Origin of the sequence: Streptacidiphilus albus JL83, assembly GCF_000744705.1 — a bacterium.
In the GTDB taxonomy this organism is placed as follows: Bacteria; Actinomycetota; Actinomycetes; order Streptomycetales; family Streptomycetaceae; genus Streptacidiphilus; species Streptacidiphilus albus.
Genome location: NZ_JQML01000001.1, coordinates 8,418,053 through 8,432,420 on the forward strand (window position 1 = coordinate 8,418,053; position 14,368 = coordinate 8,432,420).

11 protein-coding genes and 1 tRNA gene are annotated in these 14,368 nt (G+C 72.4%); 6 read left to right on the plus strand and 6 right to left on the minus strand.

What is annotated here, in order from left to right; all coding sequences use genetic code 11:
* Nucleotides 1-78: 78 nt before the first annotated feature.
* Nucleotides 79-2,775, plus strand: coding sequence for a SpoIIE family protein phosphatase (locus BS75_RS36695; RefSeq protein ID WP_034091301.1), 2,697 nt, complete (start codon nucleotides 79-81; stop codon nucleotides 2,773-2,775).
* A 169-nt stretch (nucleotides 2,776-2,944) separates the two neighbouring features.
* Here the strand turns inward: BS75_RS36695 and BS75_RS36700 are convergent, their stop codons facing one another.
* Nucleotides 2,945-4,237, minus strand: a complete 1,293-nt coding sequence (locus tag BS75_RS36700) for a carbohydrate-binding protein (protein ID WP_034091302.1) — start codon at nucleotides 4,235-4,237, stop codon at nucleotides 2,945-2,947.
* 438 nt (nucleotides 4,238-4,675) lie between these two features.
* Nucleotides 4,676-4,758 (minus strand) — tRNA-Leu (locus BS75_RS36705).
* 203 nt (nucleotides 4,759-4,961) lie between these two features.
* Here BS75_RS36705 and BS75_RS36710 point away from each other — a divergent pair.
* From BS75_RS36710 to BS75_RS36720, 3 genes are all read left to right on the plus strand, one after another.
* Nucleotides 4,962-6,296, plus strand: a complete 1,335-nt coding sequence (locus BS75_RS36710; RefSeq protein ID WP_034091303.1) for a M20/M25/M40 family metallo-hydrolase — start codon at nucleotides 4,962-4,964, stop codon at nucleotides 6,294-6,296.
* A 247-nt stretch (nucleotides 6,297-6,543) separates the two neighbouring features.
* Nucleotides 6,544-6,783 carry a chaplin gene (locus tag BS75_RS36715; RefSeq protein ID WP_034091304.1) on the plus strand — a complete coding sequence of 80 codons (240 nt, stop codon included), beginning with the start codon at nucleotides 6,544-6,546 and terminating at the stop codon, nucleotides 6,781-6,783.
* Between the two features lie 315 nt (nucleotides 6,784-7,098).
* Complete coding sequence (locus BS75_RS36720) at nucleotides 7,099-7,944, plus strand: chaplin (RefSeq protein ID WP_052070160.1); 846 nt, start codon at nucleotides 7,099-7,101, stop codon at nucleotides 7,942-7,944.
* Between the two features lie 107 nt (nucleotides 7,945-8,051).
* Here the strand turns inward: BS75_RS36720 and BS75_RS36725 are convergent, their stop codons facing one another.
* A complete protein-coding gene (locus tag BS75_RS36725) occupies nucleotides 8,052-8,288 on the minus strand; it encodes a DUF5703 family protein (RefSeq protein ID WP_408022574.1) in 237 nt (78 codons plus the stop codon).
* A 269-nt stretch (nucleotides 8,289-8,557) separates the two neighbouring features.
* On the opposite strand from BS75_RS36725, the gene BS75_RS36730 reads away from it, so the two are divergent.
* Complete coding sequence (locus BS75_RS36730) at nucleotides 8,558-9,163, plus strand: hypothetical protein (protein WP_034091306.1); 606 nt, start codon at nucleotides 8,558-8,560, stop codon at nucleotides 9,161-9,163.
* 41 nt (nucleotides 9,164-9,204) lie between these two features.
* Here BS75_RS36730 and BS75_RS36735 read toward each other — a convergent pair whose 3' ends face one another.
* A complete protein-coding gene (locus BS75_RS36735) occupies nucleotides 9,205-11,274 on the minus strand; it encodes a helix-hairpin-helix domain-containing protein (RefSeq protein WP_052070162.1) in 2,070 nt (689 codons plus the stop codon).
* Nucleotides 11,271-12,251, minus strand: coding sequence for an aldo/keto reductase (locus BS75_RS36740; RefSeq protein WP_034091307.1), 981 nt, complete (start codon nucleotides 12,249-12,251; stop codon nucleotides 11,271-11,273). Before BS75_RS36740 ends, BS75_RS36735 begins: the two co-directional genes overlap by 4 nt.
* Before the next feature lie 227 nt (nucleotides 12,252-12,478).
* Between BS75_RS36740 and BS75_RS36745 the strand changes: the two genes are divergently transcribed.
* A complete protein-coding gene (locus BS75_RS36745; RefSeq protein ID WP_034091308.1) occupies nucleotides 12,479-13,540 on the plus strand; it encodes an LLM class F420-dependent oxidoreductase in 1,062 nt (353 codons plus the stop codon).
* Nucleotides 13,541-13,723: 183 nt separating this feature from the next.
* Here the strand turns inward: BS75_RS36745 and BS75_RS36750 are convergent, their stop codons facing one another.
* Nucleotides 13,724-14,344: a TetR/AcrR family transcriptional regulator gene (locus BS75_RS36750; protein ID WP_034091309.1), complete on the minus strand. Its 621-nt coding sequence runs from the start codon at nucleotides 14,342-14,344 to the stop codon at nucleotides 13,724-13,726.
* Nucleotides 14,345-14,368: the final 24 nt, after the last annotated feature.

Genomic DNA, 14,368 nt, shown 5'->3' on the forward strand with positions numbered 1-14,368 from the left:
CACTCGCCCCCCGGGGCCCACGCCCCGAACACTACGGTCTCCCTGAGTCGGACTCGGCTTGGCTCAGGGAGGACATCAGTGGCTAACGCCTGGGATTCTGTCGGCTCTGCGGACTACGGGAACGGGCGGGCCGCCACGGGCGGCAGCCCCGGATCGGCCCTGCGGCCACCGATTCTGGCCTCCTGGGAGCGGTGCCGGCAGCAGGGACTCGACGGACGCCTGGCCGAACTCCCCTACCTGCCCGACCTCGACTCCGAGGAGCAGCTGCTGCTCGCCTCCGGTCCGGTCGTCGAGCGGCTGCACAGCGCGCTGGCCGGGACCAGGCAGAACGTGCTGCTCACCGACGGCAGCGCCCGCGTCCTGATGCGCCGTACCGCCGAGGCCTCGCACAGCCGGGGGCTGGACGCGGTCCAGCTGGCCCCGGGCTTCAGCTATGCCGAGGGCGTGGCCGGCACCAACGCCATCGGCACGGTGCTGATGGAGAAACGACCCTGCAATGTCCTCGGCAGCGAGCACTTCGTCGACCGGCTCAAGTCCTTCACCTGCTCGGCGGCGCCGATCCGGGACCGGATCACCGGGGCGATCCGGGGCGTAGTCGACCTCACCTGCCTGCACCGGGACTCCAATCCGATGATGTCGGCCCTGGTCAGGGAGGCCGCCGCGGCCATCGAGCAGCGGCTCTTCGACCAGTACGGCCGCCGGGAGCAGGAGCTGCTGGAGAGCTTCCTGCTGGCCGGCGGCGTCGGCCGGGGCCAGGCCCGGCTGGGCCGGGGCGACCTGGAACGGCTCCGCGACCGGGCGGCCGAGCTCGTGGCCAGGGCGAGAGCGGACGTGGTCGAGGTCCCGCTCTCGCACGGGCGCAGAGCCGTGCTGGTCTGCCGACCGGTCGACGGACCCGAGGGCCGGACCGTCCTCGCGGTCGAGGCCAACCTCGGGGACGGCGGGACCGGCCGGCTCCGGTTCGGCGGCGCCCTGCACCCGGACGCGGTGGGGGACTCGATGCGGGAGAAGCTGCGGGAACCGGTCCGGGAGCCGGTGCCGGAGTCGCGGCGGCAGGCCGGCCGGCTGCTGATGTTCGGCGACCCCGCCGTCAGCAGGCACGCCGTCGCCGCCCGGCAGCGCCTGGCCCTGCTCTGCGACGCCGGCCTGAACATCGGCACCACCCTGGACATGTGGGTCACCGCCGAGGAGTTCACCGCGGCCGTGGTCCCCCGCTTCACCCAGTACGCCACCGTCGACCTCGCCGCCTGGGTGCTGGACGGCGACGAGACCGCCCCTGCCGCCGCGCTCAAGCTCCGGCGCGGTGCGGAACGGACGCTGCACGACGCCGAGGGCGATCCGCCGCACCCGACCGGCCAGACCGTCCACTACCCGCCGGAGAGCCCGCAGTTGCGCTGCCTCCGACACGAGCGGCCGGTGCTCGACGGCGAACTGACGGACAGTCGGACCGACGGGCCCGGCCGCCCCGGCCAGGGGATGCGCTCGGCCCTGGCGCTGCCGATCCTGGCCCGGGGTGCCGTGCTCGGGGTGGTGACCCTCTACCGCTGCCGGGAGGCCGGCCCCTTCCACGAGGACGACCTGGCCCTCGCCGAGGAACTGGTCGCCCGCGCCGCCCTCTGCCTGGACAACGCGCGCCGCTACGCCCGTGAGCACACCCTGGCGCTGACGCTCCAGCGCAGCCTGCTGCCCCGGGCCCTGCCGGAGCAGAACGCGGTCGAGGTCGCCCACCGCTACCTGCCCGCGCAGGAGTCCGTCGGCGGCGACTGGTACGACGTCATCCCGCTGTCCGGCGGCCGGGTCGCCCTGGTCGTCGGCGACGTCGTCGGCCACGGCATCCACGCCGCCGCGACCATGGGCCGGCTGCGGACGGCGGTCCGCAACTTCTCCGCGCTCGACCTGCCGGCCGACGAGCTGCTCGGCCACCTCGACGCCCTGGTCGACTCCATGGACCAGGAGGAGACCGACGACCACGGGCACACCGGCATCATCGGCGCGACCTGCCTCTACGTCATCTACAACCCGGTCACCGAGTACTGCACCATGGCCAGTGCGGGCCATCTGCCGCCGGCCGTGATCACCGGTGACGGCCTGGTCGCCTTCCCCGACGTCCACGCGGGACCGCCGCTCGGCCTGGGCGGCTCCACCTTCGACGCGGTCGAGTTCGCCCTGCCCGCCGACAGCCGGATCGTCCTCTACACCGACGGGCTGATCGAGGACCGCCGCCAGGACATCGAGGCCGGCCTCGCCCGGCTCGCGGTCTCCCTCGCCGGGCCCCGGCGCTCGCCCGAGAAGCTGTGCGAGGCGGTGATCAGGGAGCTGCTGCCGGAGCCCTCCGGCGACGACGTCGCGGTGCTGGTGGCCCGGGCCCGGGCCACCGACCGGCGTTCGCTGGCCCGCTGGGTCGTCCCGATCGAGCCCTCTGCGGTCGCCGCCGTGCGCGCCGCCGCCACCCGGCAGCTGCTCGCCTGGGGGCTCGACGACGCGGTCTTCACCACCGAACTGCTCGTCAGCGAGCTGGTCACCAACGCCATCCGGCACGCGACCGGCCCGGTCGAACTCCGGCTGCTCCGTGACCGCACGCTGATCTGCGAGGTCGCCGACGGCAGCAGCGTCTCACCCAGGCTGCGCCGGGCCCGGATGACGGACGAGGGCGGACGCGGGCTGTTCCTGGTCGCCCAGCTCGCCCAGCGCTGGGGCACCCGCTACACCAGCACCGGCAAGGTCATCTGGGCCGAGCAGCCGCTCCCGGGCCCCGGCCCCCGCCCCTCGGCCTGAGCCCGACGGGGTCACTGGGCGTCGGCGCGCTTCTCCAGGCGGGTGCCCCGGCGAAGGGGGAGCCGGCCGCCGGCCGCGCGCCCGGCCCCGAGTTGATCCGGTGGCTGCAGCAGGTGCGCCGAGCGGGCCGCGCACGAGAGCTCGTGCGCGGCCCGCTCCGGGTGGTCCGTCAGTCCCCGAGGTCGCTCAGGAACTTGTCGGTGTATTCCAGCGGTGTCGTGCTGGAGAGCGAGTTGCAGGTGGGGGAGGCATAGGTGTCGGAGCAGGGCGTGTCCCGGTCCAGCGACCAGTAGTGCAGCCCGGCCAGGCCGTTGCTGACCGCGTACGAGGTCAGCGTGTCCACGTCCGCGGTGGTGAAGGTCTCAGTCGTGGCGTCGTTCATGCCGATCATCGGCGTGACGGCGATCTTGCTCGCCGGAACTCCGTAGGTGTGTTCGAGGTTCTTGACCGCCTGGATCGCCGACTGGGCCATCTCGCAGCTGCCGGAGGAGACGACGCACACGCTGCTGGAGGCGTTGCCGTAGTCCATGGTCATCAGATTGATGACGTAGCTCTTCAGGCTGGAGCCGAGCACCGCCTGGACGACCTCGTTGCCGAGCGAGTTCACTCCGCCGTAGCTGCCGTCGGACGCACCCAGCGTGGCGAGCGTGAAGGAGAACTGCAGCTTCGGGTACTGCGCCTGTGCTCCGGCCGCGGCGGCGACCAGGTTCTGGATGTCCGACTCGCTCTGACCGCCCTCGATGTCGAAGTCGATGCCGACCAGGTTCGGGCTGGCGTAGCGGGCGATGAAGGAGTCCATGCCGGCCGCCGAGGCGCAGGTGAAGGTTCCCGCCGCACCGCCGGTCGACACGACGTAGTTCAGGTTGGCGGCATGGAGTTGGGGCACGTTCTCAGCGGCCCAGTCGGCACCCGAGACGCCTCCCCAGGTCTCGCTGCCGCAGGAGCCGGTGGCGAACGCCAGCGTGAGCGCGGGCAGCTTCGGGACGTACTGCGAGACCAGGCTCCCGGAACCCACTACCGGCAGGTCGGACCCGGTCACGGCCGACTGCATCTGGTAGGTGTTCCAGTTCATGTTGATGGTGACGTCCTTGTACGGGCTGAAGAGCAGGCCGTTCACCGAACCCGTTCCGGTGCCGGTCCCTCCGCCTCCCCCTCCGCCACCGCCCGAGGATCCGCCGGTGCACGCGCCGTCGGAGGTCCACGGTTGTCCGGAACCGCTTCCGCCGTTGTTGGTCGCCGGGTCGTTGCCCTCGGTCCAGTAGTTGGCGGTGTACTCGGTCCCGTTCTCGCTGGCCTGCTGGCCGGCGGTGTAGACGGTGGTGGGACTCCATGCCGCGGCGCAGGTGGTGGCCGCCTGTGCGGAGGGCGCCGAGGCCAGCGCGAGGACCGATCCGCCGACTGCCAGCCCGAATGTCGAGCCGACTGTGAGTGCTGTGTGAAGAATCCGTCTTCCGACCCGCATGAACCCTCCAAAGGGGAGAGGAGCTGTGGCGATTGCGCGCCTCACCGAGCCGGTGGACCGGCAGGGTGACCACTTTGTACGTGCGGTGCACGGATTGGTCAAGACCATTCGCATGGATTGGTACAGACCTATTGGCGGAGCCCGTGACCGGGAGGCCGAGTTCGGCGGGATCGAGCGAGCGGCTTTGCCGCCATTGGCGCTTCATGGAGTTCGCCGGCGACTGCCGGGGCGAACTGCGCTCCGAGTGCGGCGGAGAAGGAACTCGTCCGGGTCGACCGGTGGACGGAATCCCGGCCGGAACTCGAATGACCTCCGCCCTCCGGGGCGGATCGGCTCAACGGACCGCGGATCCCTTTTGAAACTGACTTGGGCCCCCGATCAGGATCGGGGGCCCAACTCGTGAATACTTGCAGGCCGCTCTCGTGAGCGACCCCGCTGTGCGCGAGGGGGGACTTGAACCCCCACGCCCCGAAGGGCACTAGCACCTCAAGCTAGCGCGTCTGCCATTCCGCCACCCGCGCATCGGGTGTGTCCGCCCGGCGTTCCCGTCGTGCTGACATGGATAACCATAGCAAAGATCAGCCAGGGTTCCGAACCTGTTATCGGGGGCGGGACCTGCGCATACGTCCGGCGGGCGCGGCCCGTGGAGCAGTCGTGGGGGAGGATGGAGGGAGCGCGCCCGGGGGGATGCCTGGGGGCGGACCAGGGAGAGAGGCTGACCAGCGTGACTGAGTCGAGTGCGGTACCTGCGGCGAGCCCGAGCTTCGGCGAGAGCGAGGTCGTCGACCTCTGCCGGGATCTGATCCGGATGGACACCAGCAACTACGGCGACGGCTCGGGGCCCGGTGAGCGGGTGGCGGCCGAGTACGTGGCCGAGAAGCTCGCCGAGTTCGGCCTGGAACCGGAGATCTTCGAGTCGGAGCGGGGCCGGGCCACCACCATCGCCCGGATCGCTGGCGAGGACCGCTCCCGGCCGGCCCTGCTGATCCACGGGCACACCGACGTCGTCCCGGCCAACGCCGACGACTGGACCCACCACCCGTTCGCGGGCGAGGTCGCCGACGGCTGCGTCTGGGGTCGCGGCGCGGTCGACATGAAGGACATGGACGCGATGACCCTCGCGGTCGTCCGCGACCGGATGCGCAGCGGGCGGAAGCCCCCGCGCGACATCGTGCTGGCCTTCCTCGCGGACGAGGAGGCGGGCGGGGTCTTCGGTGCGCACCACATGGTCAAGAAGCACCGCGAGCTGTTCGACGGGGTGACCGAGGCCATCGGCGAGGTCGGCGGCTTCTCCTTCACGGTGAACGAGAACCTTCGGCTCTACCTGGTGGAGACCGCCGAGAAGGGCATGGAGTGGATGCGCCTGACCGTGGACGGCACGGCCGGGCACGGCTCCATGACCAACAAGGACAACGCCATCACCGAGCTGTGCGAGGCGGTCGCCCGGCTCGGGCGGCACCGGTTCCCGGTCCGGATCACCAAGAGCGTCCGGCACTTCCTGGACGAGCTCTCCGACGCCCTCGGCGTCGAGCTCGACCCGGAGGACATGGACACCACCCTGGAGCGGCTCGGCGGGATCGCCAAGCTGATCGGGGCGACGCTGCGGAACACCGCGCAGCCGACCATGCTCGGGGCCGGCTACAAGGTGAACGTGATCCCCGGCCAGGCCACCGCCCACGTGGACGGGCGCTACCTGCCCGGCTTCCGGGACGAGTTCCTGGCCGAGCTCGACGGCGTCCTCGGCCCGCGGGTGCGGCGGGAGACGGTGCACGCCGACAAGGCGCTGGAGACCGACTTCGACGGACGGCTGGTCGAGGCGATGCAGCAGGCCCTGGTCGCGGAGGACCCGATCGCCCGCGCCGTGCCCTACTGCCTCTCCGGCGGCACCGACGCCAAGTCGTTCAGCGAGCTCGACATCCGCTGCTTCGGCTTCGCCCCGCTGCGGCTGCCCCCGGAGCTCGATTTCGCCGGGATGTTCCACGGCGTGGACGAGCGCGTCCCGGTGGATTCGCTCACGTTCGGCGTCCGGGTACTGGACCGCTTCATCGACGCCTGCTGAGGCCACGGCCGCATTCTCCCTGCTGGGCCCGCCCGCTCTGGTACTCCGGGGCGGGCGGGCCCGTTTTCCGGGTCGTTCCGTTCGTGGGCTCGAACGTTTCATGGGATGAGCGCATGGTCGCTCAGTCGTACGCACATATCACCGGTACGGGTGAATGCCATGCGCCACTCGTGCCCCATCCGGCCCAGTCTCGTTCACCCATATGCAGGCCGCCGAACGGGCTGCAACGTCTACAAAGGAGGACTTCATGCAGGTGAAGAAGATCGTCGCCGTTGTCGCGGCCACCGGTGGTCTGGTTCTGGCCGGCGCGGGTGTCGCCTCGGCGCACGGCGCTCAGGCCGAGGGCGCTGCCTGGGACTCCCCGGGCGTGCTGTCCGGCAACAACGTCCAGGTGCCGGTGCACATCCCGGTGAACGTCTGCGGCGACACCGTCAGCGTCATCGGGCTGCTCAACCCGGCCTTCGGCAACAACTGCCAGAACTTCTGACGGAATGTCCGGCGGAGCCCCGTGAGCGGCTTCCGTCGGATGTCCCGGGTATTTCCCGGATGATTCCGGGTCTCTGACGACATACGGTCCCGGGGGGCGATCAGAGCCCTCCGGGACCTCGCCTTTTCAGGGCGGAGTCTTTCCGGATCGGAATCGAACCTCACCCGGACGAATGAATCCGACTCCGGGAAGGACACGCCGGGAGCGGCCACTCGTTACGGAGAGTGGCATGTCAAACGCTTCGCAAGTAATGAAGACAATCTGAGGGCAGGGCAATTCATGCGACAATCTGCCACGCGTGGTCTCCTCACGGTCATGGCGACCGGGAGCGTACTCGCATCCACCGCCGGCTACGCCTATGCGGACGCCGGTGCGATCGGTGCCGCCAGTGACTCCCCGGGCGTGGCCTCGGGCAACACCGTGCAGGTCCCGGTCTCGGTGCCGATCAACGCCTGCGGGGACACCGTGAACGTGATCGGACTGCTCAACCCCGCCATGGGCAACTCCTGCGAGAACGGCTCGCACCACGGTGGGGCGAGCGGTGGCTCCGGCTACCACAGCGGCTCCGGTCACCAGGGCGGCTCCGGCTACCAGGGTGGTTCGGGCAGCCAGAGCGGTTCGGGCAGCCAGGGCAACTCGGGCGGTCAGAGCGGTTCGGGCAGCCAGGGCAACTCGGGCGGGCCGCACCACGGCGGCTCCGGAGCGGGCGGCAGTGCGGCCGCCGGCCAGGCCTCGGGCTCGCCGGGCGTGGGCTCGGGCAACAACGTCCAGACGCCGGTCTCGGTGCCGGTCAACGCCTGCGGCGACTCGGTGACCGTCATCGGCGGGCTCAACCCGGTCTTCGGGAACCACTGCGCCGTCCACGGCAGCCCCTGGACGCCCGGCGCGCCGGTTCCGCCGCCGCACTGCTCGTGTGCCCCGCCGTCGACCCCTCCGGTCACGCCGCCGACCCACCACAGCCCGCCGCCCCCGGTGGTCACCCCGCCGAAGGCCGCGCCCCCCGCGTCGGTGCTGCCGGTGACGGAGCACCCGGCCCCGCCGCAGACGGCCGTGCTGGCCTCCACCGGTGCGGACGGCGTCGACGTGCTGGCCCCGACCGCAGCCCTGCTGGTGCTCGGCGGCGGCGTCCTCTACCGGCGGTCGCGTACCTCCCGCCGCTGACCCGGCGGGAGCGGCAGCGCCGGAGTGGGACAGGGGCGGTGCGACCGGTTCGTCGCACCGCCCTTTGATGTCCGCCGGGTCGGCTGTCCGTTCAATCGGCCGACCGCTCAGTCGTAGAGGTGGTCGCTCAGCATGCTCCAGCCCCGCACCTGTCGGATGATCTTCCTGCGCAGTACGACCTTGCGCCGGCCGTCCGGGAAGAGCCGGAGCCGGTCCAGCTCCCAGTGCCCGTACTCGGCCTCTTCGGTCAGGAGTCGGCGCGCCTCGTTCCGCGAGACGTCGCGCGGCAGCAGCAGCGAACGGAACTCGTATTCGGGCTGTTGGACGATTTTGGACGGGACCAAGATGTTGCCTCCTGCAGAACGATCGTAGGCAAGCCTACGACTGACGGATCTGACAGGGGTTCAGCCCGATGCCGAACCTGGTCAGCACAGGTTGCCACGATCCCCCCGCCGGGCGACAGACCTCGGTCGGGTGACGTCGGCACACCCCCGCGAAAGCAGCCCCGGAGGCCCTGGCGCGAAACGGAGATCGGGTCCCAGTTCCACCCGAATCGGCCCGGAGGCGTTAACTTCTGTGCACTGCGGGCCCAAGTGCGGATAGCGTCTGCCTCATGTCTGATGTCGAGCAGCCCACCATCGCCGAGGTACGCAGCGCAGCGGAGGCAGTCAAGGCCGCAATCGACCGCCATCTGGCGGCCGTGGAGGCCCGTACGGGCGAGAACGACCCAGGGGTGCTCGACGCCTACGAGGCTCTCGCGCTGGCCGCCGACGCCTACGACTCGGCGCTCTACGACGTGTACGACGAGGTCACCCCGTTCGAGGTGCCGAACCGCAGTGACGTCTCCGGATTCCCCGACCCCGACGAGCCCGAGGCGATCAGCGTGCTGATCCGCCGCGACTACCAGATCACCGACCCGCTGCGGCTCCGGGCGTCCGCGCTGAGCGTGGACAGCGGGCCCGAGGCGGCGGCCGGGGTCAGCTCCGCCCTCGCCGCGCTCTTCGCCGAGTTCGAACCGGACGAGATCGCGGGCCGGGCCGAGGAGTTCGGCCTGGAGGAGGGCGACTCCACGCTCTGGGTCAGCGCCGCCAATCTGGCCGAGCCCGGCGAGTGGCTCGCCGAGCCCTTCGAGGACGCCGACCCGGAGCTGCTGATCTGCCGCTTCGACATCAGCGAGTTCTACGACGACGAGTTGGAGGCGCTGGACCCGGAGCTCTGAGGCCCGGAGCTCCGGGTTTCGCAGCTCCCGGGAATCGCGGCTCAGCCGTCGAGGTCGGCCCGCTGCTCGGCCAGGATGCCGCGCAGCCGGGTCGTCCTCGGCCTGGCCGGGACGGCGGCCACCGTCTCCGGCAGTGCCGGGCCGACCGCGTGGACCACGGACAGGTGCCGCTCCGCCCGGTTGAACGCCGCATAGACCCACTGCCGGGTCAGCTCCGGCGCCGCCTCCGGCGGGAGCAGCACCACCACGGCCGGCCAGCGCCGCCCGGCGGCCTGGTGAGCCGTCAACGCCCAGCCGTGCCGGAGCGACCCGGCCACCTGCTCGCGCGGTACCCGCAGCTCCTGGCCCTCGCAGTCCAGTACCAGGCCCTCGGGGCCGCCCGCGCGGACCGTGGCCGGCCGGGCAACGCCGGGAGCGGGGGAGTGCACCACCAGGTCGTCCTGGTCGTAGCCGCCGAAGGCGCCGGGACCGGGGTTGAGCCGCTGCTTGAGCGCGGCGTTCAGCGCCCGCGTCCCGGCCTGGCCGCCGTGCCCGGGGGTCAGCACCCGGACCTGCTCGGCGGGGATCCCCAGGGCGCGCGGGATCGAGTCGAAGACCAGCTGCAGCGCCCGGTGCGCGGTCTCGGCGGTGTCCCGGGCCGTGACGATCACGACCTCCTTGTCCGGGGCCTCCACCGGCAGCAGCTCGCCGATGCCCACGCCGGAGACCAGCTCGCCGATCGGGCCGAAGTCGGGCGTCCTGGACGCCACCGCCGGGCAGCTCTTGGCGGCCAGCAGGTCGGCGAAGACCCGTCCCGGACCGGCCGACCACAGCTCCGCCGGGTCGCCGCTGAGCACCAGCCGGGCGCCGTCGGCGATCGACTCGACCAGGGTGGCGGCGGTCTCCGCGTCCAGCGCGGGGGCGTCGCAGACCACCAGCAGGTCGAGGGCCAGGGTGCCGTCGGCGGACCGGCCGGGGCCCTCGGCGCCGGCCAGCAGCCCGGCGAGGGTCGCCGCGTGTTCGTCGGCGAGCCGGCGGCGGCCGTCCTCGGTCGAGGCGGTGATCCAGGCGCGCAGACCGAGCGCGCGCGCCGCGCGGACCAGCGCGACCGGTTCGGCGCGCGCGGCGACGCCGCCGGTGTGCAGCACCAGTCCGGAGTCGGCGACGGCGCGGATCAGCGCGGTGGCGGAGGACGAGGGCGCCGCCTCCGCCGCCCCGGCCCAGTCCAGCTCGGCCGGGGCGTCGGCGTCGGCGTCGGTCCCGAGCCCGGTGTCGAGCTCAGCCTCAGCGTCGGTCCCGGCCTCGTCGGTCCCGGCCTCGACCTCCGCCTCAGCTTCAGCCTCAGCCTCAGCCTCAGGGTCGGTCGCAACGGGGCGGGGATCGCCCTCGAAGGTGGACAGCAGCCGGACCAGGCCGTCGGCCAGGCTCTCCTCGGCCAGCGCGAGCCGGTCCAGCGCCAGCAGCACCCGGACCGGGGGCTCCTCGTCCTCTTCGGCGTCCGACCGGTGGCTGCCCGGTCCCGGCGGCTCCTCCTCCTGGAAGGCCATCACCTGGCCCTCGCCGAGGATCGCGGCCAGGGCCGCAGCGGCGTCCGGCACGCCCTGCTTCTCCAGTCCGGCCTGCAACTCGGGCAGCTCCACGGCGGTGTGGCCGCGCAGCGCGGCCTGCTCCAGCAGCCAGACCGCCAGCGCCTGGGCGCGGCGCTCGTCGCCGGGGGTGCACTCGGCCCCGAGCAGGCCCCGGGCGAAGCCGTCGGCGTGCTCGGGCCGGACCCCGGCGACCGCCAGGATCGCCCAGGGGTCCTCCCGGAGCAGCTTCGGCGCGCCCTCGCCCAGGGTCGCGACCACGGCGTCGACCAGCTGGGCCGGGGCGCCGCCGGCCGCGAGCACCTCGGCGGTGGCGCGCAGCGCCTCGGTCCGGTCGCCGGCCGGGGGCGCGGACTCGCCCGGACCCACCGCGCGCATCGCCTCGGCGAGCGCGGCGGCGTCTGGGCCGCTGGGGGTGCCGGGGGCGCTGGGGTCGGGCACGGCAGCGGCGGCGGCAGTGAGGTCGGCGGCAGCGGTCTCGGCGGTGGCAGCCTCGGCGGTCGCCACGGGCGCGGTGGCTGCGGGTTCTGCGCTCTCCGGGGTCACAGCACGCTCCAGTCCTGGTCGGGGTAGTAGTGCACGGGCGCGGAGATGTCGTCGAGTGCCCGGTGGATCTCCTCCGGCAGCGTAAGGGACTCCACTGACAGCGCCGCCGCGAGCTGGGCGGCGGTGCGGGCGCCGACGATCGGGGCGACCACTCCGGGCCGGTCGCGGACCCAGGCGAGGGCGACCTGGAGCGGGGTGACCCCGAGCCCGTCGGCGGCGGTGCCGACCGCATCGACGATCTTGCGCCCCCGCTCGTCCAGGTAGGGCTGGACGAAGGCGGAGAAGTAGGGCGAGGCCCCGCGCGAGTCCGGCGGGGTGCCGTGCCGGTACTTGCCGGTGAGCACGCCGCGCCCGAGCGGGGAGGCGGCGAGCAGCCCCATCCCGCTGTCCAGGGCGGCCGGCAGCACCTCCCGCTCTATGCCGCGCTGCAGCAGCGAGTACTCCATCTGTGTCCCGGCCAGGGGCGTGCGGCCGGGTACCGCGCGCTGCCAGGTCGCGGCCTTGGCCAGCTGCCAGCCGCAGAAGTTGGAGACCCCGACATAGCGGGCCCGGCCGCTGCTCACGGCCAGGTCCAGGGCGTGCAGGGTCTCCTCGGTGGGGGTGTCCGGGTCGAAGGCGTGGACCTGCCAGAGGTCGACGTGGTCGGTGCCGAGCCGGCGCAGCGAGGCGTCCAGGGCGGCCAGCAGGTGGCCGCGCGAGCCGTCGAAGCGCCGGTCCCGGTCGGGCACGCTGCCGGCCTTGGTCGCGATGACCAGCTCGGAGCGCGGGACCAGGTCCTCCAGCAGCCGGGAGAGCACGTACTCGGCCCCGCCGTCGGCGTAGACGTCGGCGGTGTCGACCAGGGTGCCGCCGGCGTCGACGAAGGTCTTGAGCTGCTCGGCGGCGTCGTGCTCGTCGATGTCCCGGCCCCAGGTCATGGTGCCGAGGCCGATCCGGGAGACGCGGAGCCCGGTCCGGCCAAGGTGTCGAAGTTCCACAGGAGCAACCCTTTGCAGTTCCGGACGGGCTGCGGGCCCGCGCTGTGCCTGGGCCCGGGGCGTGCCCCGGGCTAACCGCATCGTAGGGGTGGAGGGGGCGGTGACGGAGGGTCGGAACACGCCGCACCGTGTCGTACCCGTCAGTAGCTTTTCCGGCGGCGGCCCGGCTAGGCTCAGCGGCAGCGCCGCCGGTCGAACCGGCGGGACTGACCAACGGAGGCTGCACCGTGCGACTGGGCATCAATCTCGGCTACTGGGGCATCGGGCTCGACGCCGACAACATCACCGTCGCCCAGGAGGCGGACCGCCTCGGCTACTCGGTCTGCTGGGCCGCCGAGGCCTACGGCTCCGACGCCGCCACCGTCCTCTCGTACGTCGCGGCCAAGACCGAGCGGATCGACGTCGGCTCGGCGATCTTCCAGATCCCGGCCCGCACCCCCACGATGACCGCGATGACCGCGGCCACCCTGGACGCGCTCTCCGGCGGACGCTTCCGGCTCGGCCTGGGCGTCTCCGGACCGCAGGTCTCCGAGGGCTGGTACGGCGTCAAGTTCGACAAGCCGCTGGCCCGCCAGCGCGAGTACATCGAGATCATCCGCAAGGCCCTGTCCCGGGAGCGGGTCAGCCACCAGGGCGACCACTGGACGCTGCCGCTGCCCGGCGGCCCCGGCAAGGCGCTCAAGCTCACCGTCCACCCGGTGCGCGAGCGGATCCCGCTCTACATCGCCGCGATCGGCCCGAAGAACCTGGAGCTGACCGGCGAGATCGCGGACGGCTGGCTGGGCATCTTCTTCGCCCCCGACCAGGCCGGCCTCTCGCTGGACCCGCTCCGGGCCGGCCGCGCCAAGTCCGGCCTCACCCTGGACGGCTTCGACGTCGCCCCCAACGTCCCGATCGCGGTCACCGCGACCGACGGCGAGGCCGACCTGGCCGCCGCCGCCGACACCCTGCGCGACTTCACCGCGCTCTATGTCGGCGGGATGGGCAGCAAGGAGCAGAACTTCTACAACCGGATCACCCGGCGGATGGGCTTCGAGCAGGCCGCCGACGAGATCCAGGAGAAGTACATGGCACGGGACAAGGTCGGCGCCGCCGCCGCCGTCCCGCAGCAGCTGATCGACTCGACGGCGCTGATCGGCACCCGCGACCGGATCGCCGACCGGCTGCGCGCCTACGCCGACGCCGGGGTCACCACCGTCAACCTGACGCCCACCGGTTTCACCCTGGAGGAGCGGACGCTGGCGCTGCGCACCGCGGTCGAGGCGGTCGAGCAGGCCGGCCTCGCCTGATCCCGGCAGGATGTGCGGCAGGACTCCTGGGGGAACTCGCCCCGGCGGCTCAGGAGTCCGCCGACTTGCGGTCGCAGTAGTGCAGTTGTTCACCCACCCGGCTCTCGGCCGGAGCTCCGCCGGAGCCGGTGGCCGTGCGCCCTTCGGGGCGTCGGCGAGCCTTGCGGGCGGCGGGGCAGACGGTCAGGCCTGTTGCTCGATGCGTTCGATCATCGCGTCGAGGCCGGCCTCCAGCGCGTCCGAGCTGCGCTGGGCCTGACCGAGCAGCAGTCCCCCCTGGAGCGCGGCGAGCATCGCCAGGGAGAGCCTCGCCGGATCCGTGTCCGGGCGCAGCGCGCCGCGCTCGATCATGCACTGGAGCCCTTCGCGGATGGCGTCGGACCAGCGGGAGAAGCTCGCGGCCAGGGCCGTGCGCGCATCCACGTCGTGTTCCGCCAGTTCGCTGGCGAGCGAACCGAGCGGGCAGCCGCCGACCCAGTTCAGCGAGCGCTGGATCCCGACCACCGTGTCACGCCAGGCGCGCAGCGCCTCGAAGCTGTCGAGCCGGGCCAGCAACTGCTCCTGGCCCCCGACGATCCGCTGCGTCTGGTACTCGATGACCGCCCTGGTGAGCTCTTCCTTGTCGGCGAAGTAGTGGTAGATCTGCGAGGAACTGACCCCGGCCGCGTCCCGGATCGCCGGGGTGCTGCTGCCCGCCACGCCGTTCTCGAACATCAGCTGCGCCGCCGCGCGCACGATCCGCTCACGCGTCGCCTGCCCCTTGGTGGTGGGCGGGGCGGGCTGGTGGACCGGACCGGGAGACATGTCCGAATCCTAGCGCATTCTGGA